This is a genomic window from Bacillus vallismortis (genome assembly GCF_004116955.1).
GTDB classification, from domain to species: domain Bacteria; phylum Bacillota; class Bacilli; order Bacillales; family Bacillaceae; genus Bacillus; species Bacillus vallismortis.
On the sequence record NZ_CP026362.1, the window covers coordinates 2,083,659 to 2,107,260 of the forward strand.

The window sequence follows — 23,602 nt, forward strand, 5'->3', positions numbered from 1 at the left end:
TTAAGTTCAAAAGAACCTGTATATTTAAATTATAAAACATCTGTTTGAAAATGCAAGGAATTAGACGTATGATGTTAATGTATTGCTGACGCTTCCATTTGAATTCATACATAGACTTTATCTTCGCGTCAAATTGTTTTGAAGAGGTGAACAATGAACATTTTCAAACTCACTCGAACCGATATGGTGCGGCTGCTGTATTCCCTAAAAGGACAGGGAGAAATAAGCCCGCTTGACATAGTCGTCCAATCAGCGAACATGTCAGCAAATAAAGCTGCCAATCATCTTGAAATTCCTGAATTTCTTTCAAGATATGAACGAAAAAAACAAAAGAAAGAATACGGGCTCTCTACAAACGAAATTGTAGAACTTGGCAACTTATGCGAGCTGACTTCATTAAAGTCAACCGCAATCCAAAACTGGGTAAAGCGTGATTTCAAAGATTTGATCGGACATCCTGAGCTGGGCAAAAAATATTCGGTTGAACAGGCTGTCATACTTTTAATTGTACGTGATTTAAAATCCATTTATGACTTTGAACATATACGGGGTATTTTAACAGTAGCGTTTAACACCATCTCAGACAGAACCGATGATGTCATCAGCCCGATTTCTTATTATGAAAGCTGCGCATACGTGCTTGATGCCGTTCATCACCAGGACAAGCCTTCTATGAAGGAATCGAATCTGCAGGAGATCGTCGAACAGGAAACTGATCGCCTCCGCGACCGTTTTGAAGAACTGAATGACAGCCAATGGCTTAAAATCAGACAGATTATAGCCATTACAGTTCTCTCCATTTTAACGTTCCATATTCAGGCAACCGCACATAAAATGACAGCTGACATCTTATAAGCTGCGGCACCCCCGGCTCAAATCCGGGGGTTTTCCTATTCTCCACAACAATTGCCAGCATAAATAACCCCCGTACATTTCAAACTAAATACGCGTTAAGAATTCTTTATAGAAAAAGGAGATGAAAAAGATGGCGAGCAGAAATAAACTCGTTGTTCCAGGGGTGGAGCAGGCACTAGACCAATTTAAACTCGAAGTGGCTCAAGAATTCGGTGTGAACCTTGGTTCTGATACAGTCGCACGCGCTAACGGCTCTGTAGGCGGAGAAATGACAAAGCGGCTGGTACAGCAAGCACAGTCACAAATAAATGGCACAACTAAATAAATCCAGGCCTTTATTCGCCGGGGTCACTCGGCGAATCTTCAGTTTGGGCTGAATGATTTTCACTGTTGTAGCCGTTTGGGTTACGGCGATCAGAAGCGTTATCTCCACTTGACGAAGAACGATTCTTTCCTTGCTCACCGTTATTCCAATCCCTGTGATATTGGCTTTGATCCTTCCCAGTGCTGTTTCCTTCATTTCCTTTATCTTGAGGATCTTGTATTGGGGTTTTTTGATCCCCATCTTTTTCAGGGTTTATGTTTTCATCTGATTCCTTTACTTTCTTATCTTTGTCACCATTGTTAGTCTTATCATCTGTTGTATCTTTTTTCTGATCTTTGGAATCCGTATCATCCAGCTGTTCATGATCTCCTTGCTTGCTGTCCTGTCCGTCAGGTTGATCGATGGTTTCATCCTCATTTCCGGCATTCTTCTGGTCCTCTGTATCGGATGGTTTGCTCGGGTCCTCTTTTGAATCTTTATTGTCATTCATTTCAGTTGATTTGATGTAGCTGCCTGTTGAAACGCCTTTTTTTCTTGCTTTTTCCCTTGTTTGCATATCTGACTCAAGAGATTCCATGCGGTATGTTGTTTTATATTTTTCGGTCACATCATTGAGCTGTTTTTTCACAGCTTTTTTATATGTATTGTCTTCCGTATTTTCATAAACAGTCGAAATCAATATTTCTTTCGATTCCTTTACATATCCATGTTCACTGCAGTCGGTAATAATATCATCTATCACCTTTTTAAAATCTGTCTTCTCCCAATCATCTATATCATTAACGACCTTCTTTCCCTCATCATTTAGAGGCGTCAGTTCAATCACTTCGTAATCGCTGTTTAACGCCATTTCAACGCTTGGATTAATATCAATTGTCATATACGCATAGGCCTTATTATTAGAAAAAACGGGGAGAATAATAAAAATAAAAAGCATAATAGCGGTCATCATAACGATCCCCATTTTGAAAGGGCGCAGTTTGAAAAAATCAAAAAAGCTGGCCCTTCTGCCCATGCGTGATTCACTCGGAAGCATGATTTCTTCTCCGATTTCATAGCTGCGGCGATCATTTTTTGCTTTTAAAAATTGTCCGTCAGGGGTCAGCAACGTGACGAATTTTCTATTTTTCTCTACTATAATCCCTCTTCTCATGAGTGCAGCACCCCTTTAAGATAATCTTTCAAATAAATATAATCACCTGTAGTGATAATACACATCGCAATAATATATTTTCGGTTTCTCTCAATCGTTTTTCGGCTTACAGAGACTAGCTGTTCGAGCTGTTTCACCGGAAGCTGTTTCTTTGTATACAGGATAGCGGCCAATTCTTCATGTTCAACAAGGGTCATAGCCACCTTTATGGCGTTTTGCCTTGCGTCCGCGTGCTTTGGAGAGTTTTCAAGCAGCTCTTGAAACGATAAACCATAATCTTTGAGCTGCTTTTGGAAATAGATGATTTCCTCCCGCCTCTGCTCCTGTTCAATCTGACGGCGGTATTCATCAATGGAAAGCTCAGCTTCAATCAGGCTTTGCGATGACTCCTGATCGTCCCCTTCCTGTAAATCGATATTAATATTTTGTGCGCTTCTCGCTTCTTTTCTAATGTAATCAATGACTTTTCTTTTTATAATAAGCTCAGCAAAGGCGAGCAGAGAATTCCCTTTTTCAGGTGAATATTTTTCAATAGCTTCATTAAATGCGATGAGCCCGATGCTGAACTCATCGTCTTTTTCATCTATATATCGTTTACAAACGGATGAAACCGTCTTTGCGATAAATGGCTTATATTGCTGTATTAATTGATTCTGCAGATCTTTATTGCCTTTTTGTATACTTTCAACCGTTTTTTCAAGCGTTTGCTTCTTTTTTCCTAATTTAAACAAAAGGCTAAGCACTGGTTTCACCTCAGTTCCTCCCTATAACTACTCATTAATGATAGCTAATTTGATAGGGATTCGCAAAGGAGAAAAAGAAATATTGATTTCCAATGTCTCAATTATGACAAACCATTCTGACGTACTATACATGATTTCGTGCCTTTCTAGAGAATTAAGGGGGTTTTATCAGTGTTTTTTGTAACAAAGCTGTTATAAAAATGTTATTTTATTTCGGCTATGAAAACGTTTCAAACATGAAGAGACTCCGCTTTTTAGCAGAGTCTCAGAACGATGCGAGGGTTTGTCGACATCTGAAACGCCGCTTTCTTCAAGCGGAGTCTTTCAGATTATGCCCTTTCCCGGCTGTTATTTTGTTCGTTTTGTGTGCCCTCCGGCTGTTTTTTACCTGACATGAACCAGCCGCAAACCGCAATTGCCGCTAAGACAACCCAGAATATCAGCTTCCATGTTCCAGAATGGATAAAGTGCTCGGAAACAATTGCGATGTCGTGATGGGCAAGTGTGTATAAAGCGAGCTTCACTCCGACCCAGCCGACAATGACAAAGGCTGCCGTTTCTAGGCTTGGACGTTCCTTTAATAACTTAACAAACATTGAAGCCGCAAACCGCATGATCACCAGGCCAATGATTCCACCGGCCAATATGACGAGAAATTGTCCCCCGTCAAGTCCGCCGATCTTCGGAAGTGAAGTTGCAGGAAGCGTAACCGCCAGCGCTACTGCCGCTAAGATAGAATCAACCGCAAACGCGATATCTGCCAATTCAACTTTTAAAACAGTCGGCCAAAAACCGCTTTGCTTCGTCTCTTTATGTGTGTCTTCTTTTTTAAATACGTATCTTTTCAATAAGTGGCTGATTGAGATATACAGCAAGTAGATCGCGCCAATCGCTTGAACCTGCCATACGTTGACCAAAAAAGAAATGGCGAATAAAGAGCCAAACCGCAGAACAAAAGCTCCTGCCAATCCATAAAATAAAGCCTTTTTTCTTTTTTCCTCCGGCAAATGTTTTACCATTACCGCCATCACTAACGCGTTATCAGCGGCCAAAATACCTTCCAGCCCGATCAAGACGAGAAGAACCCAACCATACTCCAATAATAATGCTGCATCCATAAGTGATACCCTCCCCAAAAAGTTGTTTTCTTTCTCTTCATCCGATCTTATGACGGCCGGTCCATGCAAAAAAGACCTTTGCCGACATAAGGCAAAGGTCTTGCTAGACATGAATGAAGGCATGCCAACAAAGCCGATGGATCTCACAATCCATGAAATGACGACTTTGTTTCCGGAACACAATCCGGACGCTACTCCCCTTTGGGATTTCAAGAAATATGATTTTATACGTCAATGATATGCGTAGCGCGATGATTTGTCAACGCTTATTTTTTAAAAATACAGATAAGTCTTCGGCGTGCGCGCGTTTTTTCCTCTTTTTGATCAGCAAGTAGGCCACGAACAAAGCCAAAATGGCGATCCCGATCGGAAGCATGTATTGATCGAGAATAGAGCCGACTTCCTTCCAATTTTCACCGAGCTTCACACCGAGGTACACATATACAAATGTAATGGGCAGCATGGCGATGAAAGTGTAAATCGAAAACACCCAAACGTTCATTTTTGCAATGCCGCACGGTATGGAGATCAATGTGCGGATGCCTGGCAAGAAACGGCCGCTAAAGGCCACAAAGCCCCCGTGTTTTTTAAAAAATTCATCCGACTTATCGAGGGCTTCAGGCTTAATGAAGAGGTACTTCCCGAAACGCTCAAGAAACGGCCTCCCGCCGTATCGGCCTATCCAATATAGCGTGAGCGGGCCGGCCACTCCTCCGAGAGATCCTGCCAAAACAGCGCCGGCAAGCGTCATATCCCCTTTAGACACCCAATAACCCGCAAGCGGCAGGACGATTTCAGCAGGGATAAACTCAATACAGAGCGCCAGAAATATTCCAAAATAAGATAAGCTTTTAAATGCTTCTATCCAAGACATAACCAGTTCTTCGATATCCATCACTTCCCTTTTTTCATCTTTATGTATCATACATTTTGTTTTTTTCGGAAAACGTCAACATGATTTTAACACATATTTCACGGTCAGCTGAACTAAAAAAAGACCTCTTTCAATTTCTATGATCTCAAAGGCTGTAACTCTGCCGTTAAGCAGCCGATAATAATGAGAGTCAACAAGACTGGAACAACGGGGGGAATCTCCATTTGGAAATACACGTATCGTATAATATAACACTCATATGTTTATCAATTCTAATTGCCTGTGCCGCAGCGTATATTTCCCTGGAACTGTCAAGGAAAGTCACCATTCATACAGGTTTAAAAAGTAAGATCTGGCTGATTGGCGGCTCACTTATTATGGGATTCGGTATTTGGTCAATGCATTTTGTCGGGATGATGGCCGTCGATATCGACATGCCGATCCAATATGAATTCATGCCTTTAATTGCGTCCATTGGCGCAGCTGTATCCGGATCATTTGTGTCCCTCTATTTTGTCAGCCGGCACATTCTTACATATTATAGACTGCTTACCGGGTCAGTTGTGCTTGGCGCGTCTATTGCATCTATGCATTATATCGGAATGTCTGCCATTTCCCGGGTAATGATTACGTACGAACCGCTTCTTTTTACAGCATCCATTCTGATTGCGATTGCGGCCTCTTTCGTCTCGTTAAAAATATTCTTTGACTTGGCCATGAAAAAACATTCTGATCACCTTATGATCTATAAAGTCATCAGTTCGATTGTAATGGGGATAGGCATTTCAGGCATGCAATATACAGGGATGCTTGCGGCAACTTTCCGTTTGGATATGGCACCGCCCGGAAGCCATATGGAAATCCATACGTTTCATTGGTCGATTTTTGTTGCGTTAATTATTTTCTGTATTCAAACGCTATTGTTATTCAGTTCCCATGCCGATCGAAAGTTTATTAAACAAAGCGAACGCATAAAGGATAATGAACAGAGATTTGAGTCTTTGATCGTCCATAATATTGACGCCATCTTTATTTTATCATTAGAAGGTGAGATTATATCCTCTAATCACGCTGGCGAGGACATGATCAGAAAATTTGGATTCAACATGAAAAATTGGAAAGATTATACTTCAGAGAAATTCAAACAACTTTTTGAGCAGGTCAAACTAGATAAACAAGCCATCAACAGTGACAGCGAACTAATCACTGAAAAAGGCCAGTTTCACTTAAATATTACGCTCATACCCGTTGAAGTTCATCAAGAGCTGGACAGCATTTATGTCATTTGCAAAGATATGACAAAGCAGTATAGGGCAGAAAAAGAAATCCATAGAATGGCTCATTACGATTCACTTACAGATTTACCAAACAGACGGCATGCCATCTCTCACTTAACAGAGGTGCTGAATCGCGAGCATACCTTGGATTATAACACCGTTGTCTTCTTTCTAGACTTAAATCGATTTAAAGTGATAAACGATGCGTTAGGACATAATGTCGGTGATCAGCTGCTTCAGATGACAGCTAAACGCCTGTCATCTGTTGTACCTGATAATGGGTTTATCGCCCGTCTCGGCGGTGATGAATTTATTATTATATTGACTGACGCCAATACCGGAACAGGCGAAGCGGATAGTGTAGCAAGAAAAATAATCCAAAAATTCAAAAAACCTTTTAAGATTCAGGAGCATACACTTATTACATCTGTCAGTATCGGAATTGCGATATCACCGAAAGATGGGACGAACGGTCTTGAATTGATGAAAAAAGCCGATATGGCGATGTATGCCGCCAAAGAGCGAAACAAAAGCAAATACAGATTCTATTCTTTTTCAATCGGCAACAAAGAAACGGTCAAGCTTAACCAAGAGATGGAGCTCAGAGAGGCAATAGAAAACGATCGATTTATCTTGCATTATCAGCCGCAATTCAGTGCAAAAAACCAAAAAATGACGGGTGCTGAGGCGCTGATACGCCTTGTCACACCTGACGGACAGCTGCGTCCTCCCGGAGAATTCATCGGCGTTGCTGAAGAAACGGGTCTCATTATTGATATCGGAAAGTGGATTATAGATGAAGCATGCAAGCAAGCAAGAGCCTGGTATGAGAAAGGCTTTGATCTTTCTGTCGCCATTAATATTTCCGCCAGACAGTTTCAATCCGAAGAACTGATTCCTCTGATCAAGGATACGCTTGATAAATACCAGCTCCCACCGCAGCTCCTGGAAGTGGAAGTGACAGAAAGCATGACAATGGACAATCTCGATCACTCCAAGAAGGTGTTGTCGTCTTTAACGGAATTAGGCATCAGGATCAGCATTGACGATTTTGGAACAGGGCACAGCTCCCTTAGCTATTTAAAGGACTTTCCGATACACAGGCTTAAAATTGACAAATCGTTTATCGACGATATTCAGACACATCCGAAATCAGAGCAAATTACCGGGGCGATTATTGCCATGGGACATCAGCTGTCTTTGCAGGTGATTGCTGAAGGCGTGGAAAACTCAGCCCAAAAACAGCTTCTTTACGAAAAAGGCTGTGACCATTTACAGGGCTTCTTTTTCAGCAGGCCGATACCGCCGGAACAACTCGAACAATTAATTCTCGAACAGCCGCCGCTTTCATAGCGACGGCTGTTTTTTTACCCATAAGTTACTACACATGAATCGTTCTCCACCTCTTCACACTAAAGAAAAAAAGGGGTTTATCGATATGCATACAATGTGGAAGGGATCGATCAGTTTCGGATTAGTAAACATCCCAATCAAGCTTTATGCGGCCACAGAAGATAAAGACATCAAGCTGCGCAGCCTCCATAAGGAGGATCACGCACCCATCAAATACGAAAAAATTTGCACGAATTGCGATAAAACACTCGGTCCTGATGAAATTGTGAAAGGATATGAATATGTAAAAGGAAAATATGTTGTGCTGACGGACATAGATCTAAAAAGCTTAAAGCAGGAGCATGAGGAAAAAGCGGTTGAAATTGTTGACTTTGTTCAGCTTCAGGACATTGATCCGATTTATTTTAACCGCTCCTACTTTGTCGGACCCGGAGATAACGGCACGAAAGCCTATACCCTTCTCCGTGAAGCGCTGCGTTCAACCGGAAAGATCGGCATCGCCAATATGACAATCAGATCGAAGCAGCAGTTAGCCATTCTCCGCGTTTATGAAAATTGTATCGTAATGGAGTCTATCCATTATCCTGATGAGGTCAGAAGCGCGGTCCATGTCCCGGGTGTACCGGATCAATCGAATGTAAATGATAAGGAGCTGCAAACCGCGATCACATTAATAGATGAACTGACAGCTGAGTTTGAGCCGGAGAAATACGAGGATACGTACAGGCAAGCGCTGCTGCAAAGAGTCAACGACAAGCTCGAAAATAAGGAAACAGCCGTCACACCTGACAAAGCGCCTCCTCGTGAAGATGTCATTGATCTGGTCAGCGCCCTGCAAGCAAGCATCGACAGAACAAGAAAGCCGAACCGGGAAAAACCGGCAGCAGAACCCGCACAAGCCGCTGAACCGAAAGGAGCCGGAGATAAAAAACAAAAAACGACTAGAAAAAAAGCCTCCGGCACGTCATAGCCCATGGCGTTCACCATGCAGCCCGTCCTTACTTCGTCACCGCCAATCGGAGCAGAATGGCACTACGAAATAAAATATGACGGGTACCGCTGTATTCTCAGCATCCATTCAGCAGGTGTGACCTTAACCAGCAGAAATGGCTTGGCGCTTACCAGTACCTTCCCTGAAATCACGCAATTCGCCAAAACTGCCTTTCAGCATATGGAAAAAGATCTTCCGCTGACACTAGATGGCGAAATCGTATGTTTGGTGAACCCTTGCCGTTCAGATTTTGAGCACATTCAAGTACGGGGGCGTTTGAAAAGACCGGATAAAATCCAAGAAGCGGCCAATGCGCGGCCGTGCTGCTTTCTCGCCTTTGATTTGATAGAGCGCCGCGGAGAGGATGTATCGTCTCTTTCGTATCTGGATCGAAAAAAATCGCTGTATAGCCTGATGGCCGCCGCAAAGCTTCCTGCATCTCCAGACCCTTATGCAAAGGAAGCTATTCAGTACACCCCCTCCTGCGACCATTTTGAATCGACCTGGGAGAAGGTTGTGAAATATGACGGAGAAGGAATTGTAGCGAAGAAAACAAACAGCAAATGGCTTGAAAAGAAGCGGTCATCCGATTGGCTTAAATATAAAAACTTTAAACAAGCTTACGTTTGCATAACAGGGTTTAACCCCAATAATGGATTTTTGACGGTGTCAGTGCTAAAACACGGCGTAATGACACCGATTGCCTCTGTCTCGCACGGAATGCGTGATGAGGAAAAAAACGCCATACGCGAGATTATGGAACAGCATGGACATCGATCACCAACAGGCGAATTTACGCTTGAACCATCGATTTGCGCAACCGTTCAATACTTAACGATTCTCCAGGGCACATTAAGGGAGGTATCGTTTGTCGGTTTTGAATTTCAAATGGATTGGAGCGAATGCACGTATGCCCAAGTCATACGCCATTCCAAAACCGTCCATCCGAAGCTTCAGTTCACAAGCCTGGATAAAGTCATATTTGAAAAGAATAAAAAAACAAAGGAAGATTTTATTCAGTACATGATTGAAGTCAGTGACTACCTGTTCCCATTTCTGAAAGACCGTGCCGTCACCGTCATCCGCTATCCGCATGGATCTGGGAGCGAATCGTTTTTTCAAAAAAACAAACCGGACTATGCGCCGGATTTTGTTCAATCTTTCTATGACGGAAGCCATGAACATATCGTCTGCGAGGATATGTCCACTTTATTATGGCTTGCCAACCAGCTTGCTTTGGAGTTTCATGTTCCCTTTCAAACCATTAAAAGCAGGCGTCCGGCTGAAATTGTCATTGATTTGGACCCGCCCTCACGAGAGGACTTTCTTATGGCCGTGCAGGCTGCGAATGAACTGAAGCGGCTGTTTGACTCCTTCGGTATCACATCATACCCGAAGCTGTCCGGCAACAAGGGCATCCAGCTTTATATTCCCTTGTCCCCTGAGGCATTTACGTATAAAGAAACACGCCAATTCACACAGCTGGTGGCAGCGTACTGCACCAATGCATTTCCCGAGCTATTTACCACCGAACGCCTGATCAAAAACAGACACGGCAAATTGTACCTTGATTACTTGCAGCATGCTGAAGGAAAAACGATTATTTGTCCTTATTCGACAAGAGGAAACGAGCTTGGCACTGTCGCAGCCCCGCTCTATTGGCACGAGGTCCAAACCTCCTTAATACCTTCTATGTTTACAATTGATACCGTCGTCGAACGGATTAGAAAGCAGGGCTGCCCTTTTTTTGATTTTTACCGCAGTCCGCAAGACGAACCTCTTAGCGCGATTTTACATCAGTTGAAAAAACAAAGCTGACTCACGTTCGAGCAGGGACGCCAGCCAGTATCATGAGGTTTGTCAACATGCGAAAGAGCTGACGATATAAGTCAGCTCTTTTTCGTTCAACTGTACTTTTTTTCTAGCCTCTCTTTTTCTTGACGCTGAAGCGGGCTCAGCGGCTCATTATACAAATCGATATCAATCGCATATTTCGGCCGCCTTTTCACTTCGGAAAAAATGGTTCCGATATACTCTCCGATGATCCCGATTCCCATTAATTGCAGTCCGCCCAAAAACCAAATGGAAATAATGAGCGACGTCCAGCCTGCGTTTGTATGGCCGAGCAGCTTTTGTATAAAGGCACCGACTCCCGCCACAGCGCTGAGGAGAAATAAAACAAAACCTAAAAGCGTAAAAAAGCGTATCGGCGCGACACTGAATGATGTAATCCCGTTAAAAGCGAATGAGAGCATTTTTTTCAGCGGATACTTCGTTTTTCCGGCAAAGCGCTCCTTCCGGTCATACAAGACTTCGGCTGATCTAAAGCCGATCATGGGAACAATGCCTCTTAAAAACAGATTCGCTTCCGGATAGCGTGCAAGCTCTTCAAGCGATCTTTTATTCATTAAACGAAAATCAGCATGATTATAAATTAATTTAATTCCAAGCTTATTCATGAGGCGATAAAATCCTAAAGCGGTCGTCCGCTTGAAAAAGGTATCGGTTTTTCTGCTGCGGCGGACACCGTAAACGATCTCGCACCCCTCATGAAACTTTAATATAAAATCCCGGATAACAGAAATGTCGTCCTGCAGATCAGCATCAATCGAAATCACGCAGTCAGATTTGTTCTTCGCTTTATGCAGTCCGGCTAAAAGCGCTCTTTGGTGCCCGACATTGCAGGCTAATTTTAAGCCCGTAATCTTCTTGTTTTTTATGCTCTCCATGGCAATCAAAGCCCAAGTGCGGTCTTTGCTGCCATCATCGACAAACAGGATTTTACTGTCTTCAGCGATTAATGTTTCTTCAATTAATCCGTCTATAACCCCTGTCAGCTGACGGCAGGTCTCTTGAAACACTTCCTCTTCATTGAAACACGGAACGACGATGGTTAACACTGGCTGTGGCTGTGGCTGTTTCAATCGATATCCTCCTTATTTTGTTTCATATAAATAAATGCGCCAGGCCGAATCTTTATGGTCAAACGTCTTTACCAGCGCGAGATGGTTTTGATCAGCATTCATGATCGGAACGGCAGAAAAAATGTAACGCCCGCCCATTTTTTTAAATACAGCTGTATTTAATTGAAGATGATTGATCGTTTTGTTCGAGTTCTTTTTAAAATCGTATCGTTTCCCGAGCTCATCGACAAAAAGGTAGCAACGGCTTCCCCATTCATCAAAATATTGTTTCAGCCGAGCGTTTTTTTCCAGCTCTTTTTCAATGATTTGCCTAAATTGATATTTATATGAAAGCGGATACAAGTTGTTATACGTATCTAATGTGTAAAACCCGTTATATTGGGCGATAGACGGATGCAGTCCAATGCTCGCCACCCTGTACGAGTCTTGCGGACGCCCGATATACTCCTTAATCTCCTTGAATTGCTCAGATGCATAAAACTCCCGGAATGTCGGCGCGTTGTAGTGGACGCCATACGTATATTCTTCATTAAAAGGCGCCAACACCATCAGCTGTGCAGCGACTGCACCGTGCACAAGCCATTTCCACCCTCTCCCCATCCGCCAAATAAGGTATAAAGCAAGCGCAAAGCTCACGTATATGACAAGCGGCCGCAGAAAATGAAAACGGGCAAAATTAAATTCAGCTAAAAAGGCAAATTTCTGCTTTGGCACCGCCCATATTTTGTTGAACCAAAACGCATACCATAAAGACAGGCCGTAATTTAGCCCACATAAAAACAGATAAACATTTTCCAGCTTTGTCCGATTTCGCTTGAACAGTATAGCTGCGAAAACAATCAGCAGAATCGGGAGGATGACAACGGTATGAACGGTCATCACATGATTATGGCCGTAGACAAAGTTTTTCACGGATAGACGAAGTGAATGCCATACATCATGCCGGGATGAGATAAATTCAAGCCGATGCATCGGCGCGTGGGAGAACAGCATCGAGTACACGAGCCGATATTCAACGAAAAGATAACTACTCGTCATAAATGCAATACTGCCTAAAAACATCAAATTCCCTCTTCTTTTTGTGATGGCATCATATAGCCAAAAGCACGCCATTCCTGCCAAGAAAAAGAAGAAACCTAAAACAAAGCTTGAGTATAAAGGAAGCAAACCGAGCGTCAGCCACTCTCTCCAAGAGATATCACCTTTTCGGATATTCAAAAAAGCCCACAGTGCCAAAGGATATCCAAGCGTACTCAGCATTCCAGAAGGCCAAAAAGGTGTTAAGGCAAATGCCAGCGATACGCCTATTCGGATAAAAGCCGCTTTTGGCTCCGGAATCACATGTTTCTTCAGCAATACATACATTCCAAAAAAAGCGACGACCCTCGTAATCGTCTGGCTTATCGCATAGGCGGTCATGGAAGAAAAGAAAGCGTGCAGCCAAACAATTCCGCTCCACTCAGTGCCAAAAGCATCTCTCGGCAGCCCGTTAATAATTTGCGGAATGGCAGCGTCAACCTTGCCGACGATTTCTCCGCTGTCTGCCAAAACCTTGTACCAAGCGATATTGGAATCTAAATTATCGTGGACGCGAATATGGGCATCTTCCTTTAAAATAAAAAGCGGTGATACATACAGCAAAAGGAGAAATAATGCGATCCAGAGATAATATGTTTCTTTTTTGTGTTGTCTCATCAATCGTAACATCGCTTACACATCCATTTGTTATACTGACTCCATATCCGGCATGTTCTGCCTCATGTGTCAAAATTTATTATACCTTTTCCCTTCCAAAACATTCATCAGAAGACAATCCGTTTTCACCCCGTCTGTTACCCATTAATTCCCGCTATCTTTAAGGTACGACCACTTACTATACTGATAGAAGGGAGGGGATATACGTTGTTTACAATCTTACTTTCATTGGCCATAATACTCGTATCTGTGCCATTTATATATAGAGCGAACCGCAATACAAAAGATGTGAAGGTCAACACCATTTCAATTGATCAAAAAGACGGCCTTCCAGCCAGAAAAAAATTGAATATCCTTCATTTATCAGATTTTCACTTAGAAAACATTTCTGTTTCACCTGAAGAGCTATATCGCTTAACAAAGAATCAGCCTGTGGATATCATTGCGCTTACCGGAGATTTTCTAGATCGGAAACGCAATATTCCGAAGCTGGCGGGTTATTTACATGCATTGCAAAAGCTGAAGCCTGCATATGGAATGTACGCGGTGTTCGGCAACCATGATTATGTATTGAAAGATAAGGACTTTCAGAGATTGAAGCGTGTTTTAGAGGAAAACGGCTGTATCACGCTCCAAAATGAACATGTTCAAATCGAGACGGCTGCAGGGCCTGTCAATATTATCGGAATTGATGATTACAGCACGAAACGCAGTAATATTACCGGCTCTTATCAAAATCTAGAAAACGGCTATCAGCTCGTATTAACACATGACCCAAACATTATTCTGGATATGAAAGATGTTCATTTTGATTACCTGCTATCAGGCCATTTCCACGGCGGGCAAATTCATTGGCCAAAACCGTATCATTTGGTGAAAATGGGCAAGCTCGTGCGCATGAACATGATTAAAGGCCTTCATTATCACAATGATAGACCGTTTTATATCAGCGAAGGCTTGGGACAAACCGGTGTGAATATCCGTGTCGGAAGCCGCCCCGAAGTGACATTTCATCAGATTTAATCAGAAAAGACTGTGCTGACCAAAGCATCAGTCTTTTTTTTGGTAAGTGTTCTCAAGCTTTTCTTTTGAGATAAACAAATAGGATGAATTCGGTATTTGCCGCAAGCTTGCTGGCCTTGACGTTAAATATAAAATTGGCAGATGGGTCATCTTTTTAAAGCATCTGTAAAAGGGGTTGACCGGAGGAACCACGTCAAAGCCGAGTCTTTCCACGCCTTTGTCAAGCATCGTAATCCCAATGATTCCTTTGATTTTCTCTCTTTTTTTATGATTGTTGATGTAATCCAAAAGTATCGGCATCGATTGATATACTTTTTGATAGATAATGATCCCCTTTCTGACGGCGCTCTCAATGCTTTGCAGCTCTCTGGCCAGCTTAATGTTGTGCAGGTGGATTTTTACGAGCACATCATTTTTTCTGATATGCGTTCCGTCGCTCAGCACGACATGATGCCCTTTGTACTTTGTCAACCTGACCCGAAAGACGCTTTTTCGATCTTTGTCAATCAAGGTTAATCTTGAAAAAAAGAAATAAATCGGATCAATCACTCTCCAGATGGAAAGGAGACAGGTTTTCATCTCTTCACTTCCTTATGATCAAATACACCCTTATATTTTGTGACCATTCTCCCCAAAATATAGTTGCCATATTTTTTAGGAGGACCATCATGAAAAACATTCTCATTTTTCCTTTTTTAAGCATTTCCACCGGGCACCACCATGTTGCAGATGCCCTTCAGGCTGAACTGGATTCTCAAGGATTCGCATCTGAGAAAATGGATATCTTTTCACACACATATAGACGATTAGAAAAATTGACCTCTGGGGCGTATTTAAAATGGATTCAGCACTTCCCGAAAACGTACAGCGGCATTTACAGGCTCCTCGCCTGCGGCCAATATCAGATTGACAAACGCTATACCATGTACGAATGGCTGTTCACACAACAAATGAGACACATCCTTAATGAAAAGCAGCCTGATTTCGCCTTTTGCACACATGCGCTGCCTTCCTATCTGCTGAATCGGCTAAAGCCTGAATATCCGGATATGACGGTTGTGAATGTATATACCGATTTTTTTGTGAATCAATTATGGGGACGAGAGAACATTGATTACCATTTTGCTCCGAGTATTGATATCAAGATGCAGCTCATGTCTGAAGGAATCGATCAAAAAAACATATTCATGACTGGCATTCCCGTTCACCGGATGTTTGAAAGAGGATCAGATGACACCTGTCAGCATCATCCTCCATATACCATCATCATCACAGGCGGCAGTATGGGAGTCGGGGGTATTTTGAAATGGGTTCAGGATCTGTCGCCAGGCGGAAATATCTTATACAAAATATTATGCGGCCGGAACGAAAAGCTCTACAGCTATGTCAAAAGTTTACGCCACCCTTTGATTGAGGCCATTCCCTACCTTCACAGCAAAGCAGAGATGAACCGTTTATACGAACAGGCTTCAGGCATTATGACAAAACCTGGGGGCGTGACCATCAGCGAATGCTTACAGAAACGGCTTCCTGTCTTTATTTATCATGCGCTGCCAGGCCAGGAGGAAATGAATGTGAACCTTCTAAAAAAACGGAAGCTTGTCACAGATATGAGGAATTGGAACATGCAGCAAGCGGAAGAACGTATTGAGGCATTTTTTCAATCGAATGAACAGGTGAAAGAATATGAAAAACATGTCAATGAATATCTCGGCGAAATCTCTGATCGGAAGATAGAAGATGTGTTAAAAAGGCTTATAAGAAACAAAAAACACTCCCTGACACAGAGAGTGTAACTAGTTAACGAAACAGCAAATGCTGGCTGTGAATGCCTGCTTTCTTCAGCAGATCGATCAGCTGGTCCTGTTCATCAGGCGATAGGCCTGAAAACGCTCTCGCAATACGCAGTGCATGAATCGGATAAATTTTATCCAAATACTCATTTCCCTTGTCAGTTAAATGCGCGTAAACAGAACGTTTATCTTTCGGGTCCTGCTCCCTGACTAAAAACCCGTTTCTTTCTAATTTGTCAATGACATATGTGACGTTTCCGCTCACTAGCAGAAGTCTCGACCCAATTTGCTGTAATTTTTGCGGGCCTCTTGTGTAGAGAAGCTCCAATACAGCAAATTCAGTCGGATTAAAGCCATGCTCTTTGCTGTCACGGATACTATGTTCAGACACACTTTTGAAAGCCCTTGCAAAAACTCTGTACAAATTCATCGCACGCTCAACTTCTTCTTCGTTAAACGATAATCTCATCATATCTACCTCGTATATAGGATTTTTATAAAAAAATAATGAAAACCCTTACATATAATAAGAGTTCAGTCCCTTACTATATGTATTCGCTATCATTCGAGAAATTCCTTCTAAAAGTAAAAAAATCCTTATACATTATCTTGTATAAGGATATTTTTTGTGATTTGGAATGCTGCGAAAGAAATACGCATATTCCTTCCGCAGTTCGGAAATCGTCATTTTGTTCATGACTTCTTTATTATAAACTCCAATTTGAAAGAGTTTTTCAGAATAGTGGCTTCTTTCTTTTTCTAAAGCGGATTTTAATAAATTACTCATAGCGTCCTCCTTCATTATGAGGTATCCTATACACAAGATACTCTTTTTACATGAACGTGGTATGAATCTAATGTAAAGAATTTATGATGACGAAGATTGTCGGTAATGTCCGTTTTGAACTGATCTTAATAATTGAAAAGCATGCTCTCCGGCAAGCTGCATAAACGTCTCCAGCATTTGATCACGCTTGATATCCAACTCTATAATTTCTCTTGCCAGTGAGACCGCTTTTTCTTCCTCCATGATTATCCTTCCTCCTCAGTCATTCATTACATAAAGGATAAAACGCGCTTGGGTGTGACGCATTATTCTTGTTAATTTTTCTTCCGTATTTTTTCAAAAATCTTCTATTTGATGTTAGAAAATATGACAAGCGTCAGGTTTTTTCTCATTGTTTTTTATATACTATTATCAAAAGACAGCCAGGGGTGGAAAAATGACCACAGAAGATCATTCTTATAAAGACAAAAAAGTGATTTCAATCGGGATTGTGAGTGAATTGACAGGATTGTCCGTAAGACAGATCAGGTATTATGAGGAACGAAAGCTCATTTATCCTCAGCGTTCTTCAAGGGGAACGAGAAAATATTCTTTTGCCGATGTGGAGCGGCTGATGGATATTGCCAATAAACGTGAAGACGGCGTTCAGACGGCTGAGATTTTAAAGGATATGCGAAAAAAAGAGCAAATGGTAAAAAACGATCCGCAAGTGCGAAAAAAAATGCTGGAGGGGCAGCTTAATGCGCACTTTCGGTACAAAAACCGTTAAATGACAAAAGTCCGACTCACAATTGAGACGGACTTTTGTCATTTATAATGAGTGTATAAATGCAGTGGCAATGCCAAAATAAATTAATAAAGACAAAATATCGTTTAACGTTGTAATCAGCGGTCCTGAAGCGATCGCCGGGTCTACCTTCAGCTTGTGCAAAATAATTGGGATAATGGTTCCTGACATTGTGCCGATAATTAAAGTGAAGAACAGTGAAGAAGCGACAACAAATCCCAGCAGCGCGTTCCCCTGCCATAAGACAGAAACTATTGCAATCAGCACTGAACAAACCGCTCCGATATAAATACTGGTTCTGAATTCACGGAAGATCAGGCGCACAATCGTTTTTTTGTTCAATTCTTCTTTAGACAACCCTCGGATGACAACCGCGAGAGATTGTGTCCCCGTATTTCCTGTCATCCCTGACACCATCGGCATGAAAAACGCCAGCGCGACAACCTGCTGCAGCGCATCTTCAAAATAACTAATAATGCTTCCGGAAATCAGCCCGATAAACAAGAGCAAAATCAGCCATGGCAAGCGCCGGTATGCCGCCACATACGCCTTTGTGTCAAAGGTGATGTCTTTACCGGAAGCGGCAAACTTTTCGTAATCTTCATCAGCTTCCCGTATGACAACGTCGATAATATCATCTACTGTTACAATGCCGACAAGCACGTTGTTTTCTTCCACAACCGGAATCGCCAAGAAATCGTACCGTTCAATCAGGCGGGCAACCTCTTCCTGATCCTGAAGAGCGTCTGCAGATATGACGCGGGTAAACATTAAATCCTGCACCTTTTCTTCAGGTTCGCCCAGAATCAAATCGCGGTAGGATAGCACGCCCACCAGCTGTTTGCTTTCATTGATGACATATAGGTAGTTGATCGATTCAGCGATTTCGGCAAAGCTTTTCAATTTGACGACCGCGTCTTTCACCGTGTAATGCTGAGGAATCCACACAAACCGGTTTGTCATCATGCGTCCCGCTGACTCGGCTGGATAATTCATCAAAAGCTGAACAGCTTTGGACTCTGACGCTTCCATGCTGGACAAAAGCTGCTCCTTTAGTTCTTCGTCCATTTCTTCAAGCAATTGCGCGAGGTCATCGTTGTCCATTTTGTTCATCGCAAGCGTTGCTTTTGTTTTTCCGACTTTATTTAAGACGGCAAGCTGATATTCGCGTTCCAGCTCCCCGATCATATCAGTGATATCATCTACAGTTAAATAAGATAAATAGCGGGCGCGGTGTTTTTCCGGCATTTCTTTGAAAATAAACGCCATATCATAGGGCTGAAGCTCATCAATAATGCTTCTGAAATCCCTAATCTTCCCGTCTCGCAATAAAATAATGATGCGTAAAATGAGTTCGTCATAGGTCATGTTTTGAACCATCGGGACTCGTACCTCCTCTACGGAGACGTGCCGGCCTCGCCTGAAGGTGCGGCAGATCGTCTCCTCATCGTGTAATCAATTGTCTTGCTGTCATAGTATATGGGTACCTCTTCAGATTGACTCGAATGGGGAGAATCCATACTCCGCACCTCCTTTGATCAGTTTCGTTTTCAAGGCATAAAAAAAGCCTTCAGGATTGAAGGAGAAAGAAGCACGGCAAAAAAGCGTGCGAGCGCCTTCAATCGTAGAGCTTTAGCACTGTATGGCATAGGATTTAATCATCCAGCTGCGTTAAAAATCACCTTATGTCGATGATTTCTGTTGACCCATTGGCGTCTTTGGACATTTTTGGGCAGCAGCGTATCTCCATACAGGAGCCTCACCTAACGAAGTTCTTAATTGAATTGACACACTGAGATTACAGAAAAAAACAAGCTGTGTCAACTCAAAAAAGTAATTAATGCGCTTTCATCATAATAATGGAACAAAACAAGGGCCTAAGCCCTTATTCTGTTGTTTGCGTCTCATCATCTTCTGAGAGCAAATGATATGTTTCATGAAGAAATAAAGCATATTCTCCTTCTTTTGTCGGATGAGGGACATATTCAGCCTGATTGATGTATTGCTCCTCTTTCTTTTCCATTTGTTTCGCCTCCTTTTCTGCTTAGATTGTCCAAACGAAGGTTTTCTTATCATGAAAAACCCCCGCTGCTAACGGGGGTTCCAGATTGTAGACAAAGTCCTAAAACGGTTTTTGTTTTAGGACTTTGTCATCTTTTCAGCGTGATTGAAAACCCTTGAAGTCTAGGAAGGACGAGCATTGGAGCGTAGTGAATGTTATGATTCGTGAGCACCAACGCGCAGGACTGACAACGAATGCGAGGGTTTGTCGACACGCTGAAACCCCCGCTGCTAACGGGGGTTCAAACTGTTGACAAAATCTAAAAATGTTTCCGCTGAAAACCCTTGATGTCTAGGAAGGAAGGACGAGTATGAAAGCGGACTTCACAGGATGTGATGACGGCGGTGTTTAGGCATGACGCCTAAGCATTTAGCCGCCGCTCCTTTCATATCACATGGGCACCGAAGCCAGTCCTGACAACGAAAGTGAGGGTTTGCGGACACGCTGAATGATTAGTCGTCTATATCCTGCTTAACGATCCGTCCATCCTTTGCGGAAATGTCAAATTCCGTCTCAATGCCTTGTTTCGTTTGGATCTCAATGTCGTAGATGTAAGCGCCGTCGTCTTCGTCAAGCTTGCTTTCTGTTACGGTTCCATTTGTTTGCTTTAAGGCTATTTCTTCAGCTTCTTTCTTTGTGATGGAAACTTGTTCTGCTTTCTCCTTTAACGGGTCATTGAGCGCTTGTTTTGAATTGATGTCCACATAAACGTCGTAGTCTTCACCGTCTTTTTCAATCTCCACTTCATAGACTTCTCTGCCGTTGTAAATGTCTCTGTCAATGTCGTCCACTGTTCCGTCAACAACCGTTTGGGCAATTGATTCTGCTTCCTGTTCAGTAAGTGCTCCAGGATTTGCAGCGGCAGTCTGTGTATTTTCATTGTTTTCTTTCGCAAACGCGTTGTAGCTGAATCCGCCAGCCGCTAAACACCCTGCTAAAAGACCAACCATCCATCTTTTTTTAAGCATAATCGATTCCTCCTTTGTTTTGTATGAGTACAGTTTACATCCTCAACATGAAAGAAAAACGAGAGAAAGATGAGAATTTGATGAGAAACCGTCAGTCTTCATACACAATGTTCGCAACCTTTCCGGTGTAGGCATTAATTTTCACTGTCGCTTCTTTATGATCCGGAAGATCAACATCCACTTCAAAGATGAGAGTCCCCTCACTTTTTTCGAGATCTGCGTCATCCGCCGTCCCGCCCGTTTCCCGCTCTGCAATTGTTTTGGCTTCTTGTTTCGTTATCGGTGTTTTTTGCTGATCTTCACCGCTGATTCGATCAGCAGATACGACCGCCTTTGCCTGCATGTCTACCTTTACTTCGTATGTTTCTCCATTTTCTTTTTGAATGGTATATGTGGCAACACGATCCTGTTGTGTTTGTTTTTTGACGATTCCCGGGACCCGCCCTAGCGCGAGATGCTCGGCTTCTTTTTCTGTCAAGACAGTTGGATTCATCGCTTTTACTCTGTTCATCGAAAGAACGTCAGCAGATGCTGCGTCAGCTTTTATAAAATAAGTGCCCTTTGGATTTTCAAGGGTCATGTCATATGTTTTTTTATCCTTTGATTGTGTTACTTTCGTAACCTCGCCTTCATAAGAGGCTTCGATTTTTTTTACGACATCATCCTTTGACAGTACATCATCATGGATTTGCCGAATGATGAGAAACATACAGATGATGACGGCTAAAACCGCTGCTGCCGCAACAGCTGCTGCCTTGATTGTTTTGTTCATCTGCCTCCCCCGTTCTGTTCTTTGAATTGCATAGTGACGGTTGTCCCTTCATCCGGATTGCTTTTGACAGACAGCCCAATGCCGTGTTCATCGGCGATTTGTTTGGCAATGGAAAGGCCTAAACCTGTTCCCCCTGTTTTTCTGTTCCGCGCCTCATCCGCCCGATAGAACCGTTCGAACAGGTGCGGGATATGCTCCTCATCTATTCCGATGCCTTCATCCCTTACTGACAGAAACGGAAGTCCATTCCTCGTTCCTGCTGACATCACAATAGGTTTTTCACTATACTTTATTGCATTATCGAGCAAAATGGTCAGCAGCTGCTTGATGCGTTCTTCATCAGCTATTACAAACAGGCTTTTTTTATCTGTTTCAAGCAAAATGTCCTGCTGATAGACAGGCTGGAGCGTTTGAATGACGGTGCGCGACACTTCAACCAGGTCGATTGTTTTCAACTCAAGATCAAGTCCTTCATGGCTTTTTGCCAGCGCCAGAAGCTGATTGGTCAGTTTTTTCATATGCAGCGCTTCTGAATAAATTGCTTCTATCGATTCTTCAAGCACTTCCGGCTTTTTTGCTCCCCACCGCTTCATCAGACTGCTGTAGCTTTCTATAATCGTGAGCGGAGTTTTCAGTTCGTGTGAAGCATCTTGAACGAACTGCTGCTGTTTATCGTAGTGCTCTTTCAGCATCATCGCCATCTCATTAAATGTCAGCCCCATCTGATATAACTCGTCGTGCGACTGTCCTTCCAAGGAAATCGTTTTGAATGCTTTCTCCCGCTGTATGTCTTTCATCGTCATCATTAATCGTCTGATCGGATTGATGATATGGCGGGCCAGCAAGCTGCCGGCAAAAAAAGAAGCGATACAAACAGCGGCACTTGCAGCGATTAAGATGATTTTCAGCAGAAACAGACTCTCTTCTGTGTTCTCCAGCCTTTCAACCAGCTGAAGAGATACCACTTGCCCATCAGCCCAAATCACCGGAACAGCAGCTTCAGCAAACAGTTTGCCGTCATGTTTCCTTACATCTGCCGTTTCCCCGCTGTGAAAAGAGAGTGGGAAATCTTTATACCCTTTTTCTTTTGTTATGGTCATGACAGCTTTTTGATCACCATTCACTACACGGACCATGCCGTTTGCTGGAAGGTAGGCCTGCAGCATGTCCTGCAAAGCCACTCCCTCTGTTTCAGCAGCATGCAGCGCTTCGGCAATGGTATCCGCCTCATCAGCAAGCCGAGCCGCATCCTTTGATGTCAGCCCAGCCGAAAAAATGAGATAGACTGCCGTGTGGACCAAAATCAATAAAATCAACAGCGATATGGATGTATACAGATGAATTTTGGTCTTTAGCTTCATCGTTTACCCCTTAATGGCATAGCCGACCCCGCGAACAGTATGGATCAGCTGTTTTTCGTAAGGATAGTCCAGTTTTTTTCTGATGTATCTGATGTAGACATCGACCACATTTGTATCACCGATATAATCAAATCCCCATACTGTGTTTAAAATCTGCTCCCGTGTCAGCACTTGCTGCGGATGTTTCAGCATATAGACGAGCAAATCAAATTCACGCGGCGTTAATTCTACCTCTTTGTCTCCGCGTCTCACTTCACGGGTTTTTTCGTTCACCCGCAAGTCGTCATATGTAAGAAAGGTGCTGATACCTTCTGTTTTTGTTTCATTTTGGCGCAGCGCCGCCCTGATTCTTGCAAGCAATTCCTCAATTTCAAATGGCTTGGTGACATAATCGTTCGCTCCGATGTCCAATCCTGTTACCTTATCAGGTATACTGTCGCGCGCCGTTAATAAAATAACTGGTGTGTGCGAATCTGTTTTTCTTAAGCGGCGCAGCACTTCCAGGCCGCTAAGCCCCGGAAGCATGACATCAAGAAGCACCAAGGAGTACCCTCCTTCTATGGCCGCGTTCAGTCCTTCTGTGCCATTGTGTTTAACGGTGACGCCATATCCTTCATATTCCAATTCCAGCTGAAGCACTCTGGCGATTTTTTCCTCATCTTCCACAATTAATAGGTTCCCTTTTTCCAAATCCGACCACCCTCTCCTGTCCCAATATGAAAAAATGATTTCTTTGTTTAC

The 23,602-nt window shown here is 42.9% G+C and carries 25 protein-coding genes and 1 riboswitch; of the genes, 8 read left to right on the plus strand and 17 right to left on the minus strand.

Features of this window, described 5'->3' with window-relative positions; genetic code table 11:
• The first annotated feature begins 153 nt into the window (after positions 1–153).
• The gene (locus tag BV11031_RS11285) at positions 154–855 is read left to right on the plus strand and encodes a DUF1836 domain-containing protein (RefSeq protein ID WP_129550760.1); all 702 of its coding nucleotides are present in this window, start codon (positions 154–156) and stop codon (positions 853–855) included.
• Positions 856–985: 130 nt separating this feature from the next.
• Positions 986–1,180: an acid-soluble spore protein SspD gene (gene sspD, locus BV11031_RS11290; protein ID WP_010330194.1), complete on the plus strand. Its 195-nt coding sequence runs from the start codon at positions 986–988 to the stop codon at positions 1,178–1,180.
• A gap of 10 nt (positions 1,181–1,190) precedes the next feature.
• Here the strand turns inward: sspD and BV11031_RS11295 are convergent, their stop codons facing one another.
• From BV11031_RS11295 to BV11031_RS11310, 4 genes are all read right to left on the minus strand, one after another.
• The gene (locus BV11031_RS11295) at positions 1,191–2,333 is read right to left on the minus strand and encodes an anti-sigma factor domain-containing protein (protein ID WP_129550761.1); all 1,143 of its coding nucleotides are present in this window, start codon (positions 2,331–2,333) and stop codon (positions 1,191–1,193) included.
• Positions 2,330–3,085 (minus strand): RNA polymerase sigma factor SigI, encoded by a 756-nt coding sequence (sigI, locus tag BV11031_RS11300; RefSeq protein ID WP_010330193.1) that lies wholly within the window; start codon positions 3,083–3,085, stop codon positions 2,330–2,332. Before sigI ends, BV11031_RS11295 begins: the two co-directional genes overlap by 4 nt.
• Positions 3,086–3,405: 320 nt before the next feature.
• Positions 3,406–4,194 (minus strand): TerC family protein, encoded by a 789-nt coding sequence (locus BV11031_RS11305; RefSeq protein WP_010330192.1) that lies wholly within the window; start codon positions 4,192–4,194, stop codon positions 3,406–3,408.
• A 259-nt stretch (positions 4,195–4,453) separates the two neighbouring features.
• Positions 4,454–5,119, minus strand: a complete 666-nt coding sequence (locus BV11031_RS11310) for a DedA family protein (protein WP_010330191.1) — start codon at positions 5,117–5,119, stop codon at positions 4,454–4,456.
• A 173-nt stretch (positions 5,120–5,292) separates the two neighbouring features.
• Between BV11031_RS11310 and BV11031_RS11315 the strand changes: the two genes are divergently transcribed.
• From BV11031_RS11315 to BV11031_RS11325, 3 genes are all read left to right on the plus strand, one after another.
• A complete protein-coding gene (locus BV11031_RS11315; protein ID WP_010330190.1) occupies positions 5,293–7,698 on the plus strand; it encodes an EAL domain-containing protein in 2,406 nt (801 codons plus the stop codon).
• An 85-nt stretch (positions 7,699–7,783) separates the two neighbouring features.
• Positions 7,784–8,668, plus strand: coding sequence for a non-homologous end joining protein Ku (gene ku / locus BV11031_RS11320; protein WP_010330189.1), 885 nt, complete (start codon positions 7,784–7,786; stop codon positions 8,666–8,668).
• Positions 8,669–8,671: 3 nt separating this feature from the next.
• A complete protein-coding gene (locus BV11031_RS11325) occupies positions 8,672–10,507 on the plus strand; it encodes a DNA ligase D (protein ID WP_010330188.1) in 1,836 nt (611 codons plus the stop codon).
• Between the two features lie 86 nt (positions 10,508–10,593).
• Here the strand turns inward: BV11031_RS11325 and BV11031_RS11330 are convergent, their stop codons facing one another.
• Both BV11031_RS11330 and BV11031_RS11335 read right to left on the minus strand, forming a co-directional pair.
• A complete protein-coding gene (locus BV11031_RS11330; protein ID WP_010330187.1) occupies positions 10,594–11,613 on the minus strand; it encodes a glycosyltransferase family 2 protein in 1,020 nt (339 codons plus the stop codon).
• Positions 11,614–11,625: 12 nt separating this feature from the next.
• Complete coding sequence (locus BV11031_RS11335; protein ID WP_010330186.1) at positions 11,626–13,320, minus strand: DUF6044 family protein; 1,695 nt, start codon at positions 13,318–13,320, stop codon at positions 11,626–11,628.
• A gap of 195 nt (positions 13,321–13,515) precedes the next feature.
• Between BV11031_RS11335 and BV11031_RS11340 the strand changes: the two genes are divergently transcribed.
• Positions 13,516–14,331, plus strand: a complete 816-nt coding sequence (locus tag BV11031_RS11340; protein ID WP_010330185.1) for a metallophosphoesterase — start codon at positions 13,516–13,518, stop codon at positions 14,329–14,331.
• Positions 14,332–14,358: 27 nt separating this feature from the next.
• On the opposite strand, the gene BV11031_RS11345 is transcribed toward BV11031_RS11340, so the two are convergent.
• Positions 14,359–14,910, minus strand: a complete 552-nt coding sequence (locus BV11031_RS11345) for a YkoP family protein (RefSeq protein ID WP_010330184.1) — start codon at positions 14,908–14,910, stop codon at positions 14,359–14,361.
• Between the two features lie 89 nt (positions 14,911–14,999).
• Between BV11031_RS11345 and BV11031_RS11350 the strand changes: the two genes are divergently transcribed.
• Positions 15,000–16,127 (plus strand): MGDG synthase family glycosyltransferase, encoded by a 1,128-nt coding sequence (locus tag BV11031_RS11350; protein WP_010330183.1) that lies wholly within the window; start codon positions 15,000–15,002, stop codon positions 16,125–16,127.
• Positions 16,128–16,131: 4 nt separating this feature from the next.
• Here the strand turns inward: BV11031_RS11350 and BV11031_RS11355 are convergent, their stop codons facing one another.
• The 3 genes from BV11031_RS11355 to BV11031_RS11365 all read right to left on the minus strand — a co-directional run bounded on the left by BV11031_RS11355 (position 16,132) and on the right by BV11031_RS11365 (position 17,154).
• Positions 16,132–16,596 carry a MarR family winged helix-turn-helix transcriptional regulator gene (locus tag BV11031_RS11355; protein ID WP_014113553.1) on the minus strand — a complete coding sequence of 155 codons (465 nt, stop codon included), beginning with the start codon at positions 16,594–16,596 and terminating at the stop codon, positions 16,132–16,134.
• Between the two features lie 132 nt (positions 16,597–16,728).
• Entirely contained in the window at positions 16,729–16,911 is a 183-nt protein-coding gene (locus BV11031_RS11360; RefSeq protein ID WP_010330181.1) for a hypothetical protein, read from the minus strand.
• Positions 16,912–16,992: 81 nt separating this feature from the next.
• Positions 16,993–17,154 carry a hypothetical protein gene (locus tag BV11031_RS11365; protein ID WP_010330180.1) on the minus strand — a complete coding sequence of 54 codons (162 nt, stop codon included), beginning with the start codon at positions 17,152–17,154 and terminating at the stop codon, positions 16,993–16,995.
• 193 nt (positions 17,155–17,347) lie between these two features.
• Between BV11031_RS11365 and BV11031_RS11370 the strand changes: the two genes are divergently transcribed.
• Positions 17,348–17,680, plus strand: coding sequence for a MerR family transcriptional regulator (locus tag BV11031_RS11370; RefSeq protein WP_003239028.1), 333 nt, complete (start codon positions 17,348–17,350; stop codon positions 17,678–17,680).
• 42 nt (positions 17,681–17,722) lie between these two features.
• Here BV11031_RS11370 and mgtE read toward each other — a convergent pair whose 3' ends face one another.
• From mgtE to ykoG, 7 genes are all read right to left on the minus strand, one after another.
• Positions 17,723–19,078, minus strand: coding sequence for a magnesium transporter (gene mgtE / locus BV11031_RS11375; protein ID WP_010330179.1), 1,356 nt, complete (start codon positions 19,076–19,078; stop codon positions 17,723–17,725).
• A gap of 17 nt (positions 19,079–19,095) precedes the next feature.
• Positions 19,096–19,218, minus strand: a complete 123-nt coding sequence (locus BV11031_RS23180) for a hypothetical protein (protein ID WP_010330178.1) — start codon at positions 19,216–19,218, stop codon at positions 19,096–19,098.
• A gap of 90 nt (positions 19,219–19,308) precedes the next feature.
• Positions 19,309–19,476: riboswitch (M-box (ykoK) riboswitch) on the minus strand.
• Positions 19,477–19,583: 107 nt separating this feature from the next.
• Complete coding sequence (locus BV11031_RS11380; protein WP_003218541.1) at positions 19,584–19,721, minus strand: transcriptional regulator SplA domain-containing protein; 138 nt, start codon at positions 19,719–19,721, stop codon at positions 19,584–19,586.
• 491 nt (positions 19,722–20,212) lie between these two features.
• Entirely contained in the window at positions 20,213–20,728 is a 516-nt protein-coding gene (locus tag BV11031_RS11385; protein WP_010328211.1) for a PepSY domain-containing protein, read from the minus strand.
• A 91-nt stretch (positions 20,729–20,819) separates the two neighbouring features.
• Positions 20,820–21,500: a PepSY domain-containing protein gene (locus BV11031_RS11390; RefSeq protein ID WP_129550762.1), complete on the minus strand. Its 681-nt coding sequence runs from the start codon at positions 21,498–21,500 to the stop codon at positions 20,820–20,822.
• Entirely contained in the window at positions 21,497–22,861 is a 1,365-nt protein-coding gene (locus tag BV11031_RS11395) for an ATP-binding protein (RefSeq protein ID WP_129550763.1), read from the minus strand. Before BV11031_RS11395 ends, BV11031_RS11390 begins: the two co-directional genes overlap by 4 nt.
• Positions 22,862–22,864: 3 nt before the next feature.
• Positions 22,865–23,551 carry a two-component system response regulator YkoG gene (gene ykoG, locus BV11031_RS11400; protein ID WP_010330480.1) on the minus strand — a complete coding sequence of 229 codons (687 nt, stop codon included), beginning with the start codon at positions 23,549–23,551 and terminating at the stop codon, positions 22,865–22,867.
• Positions 23,552–23,602 lie beyond the last annotated feature (51 nt).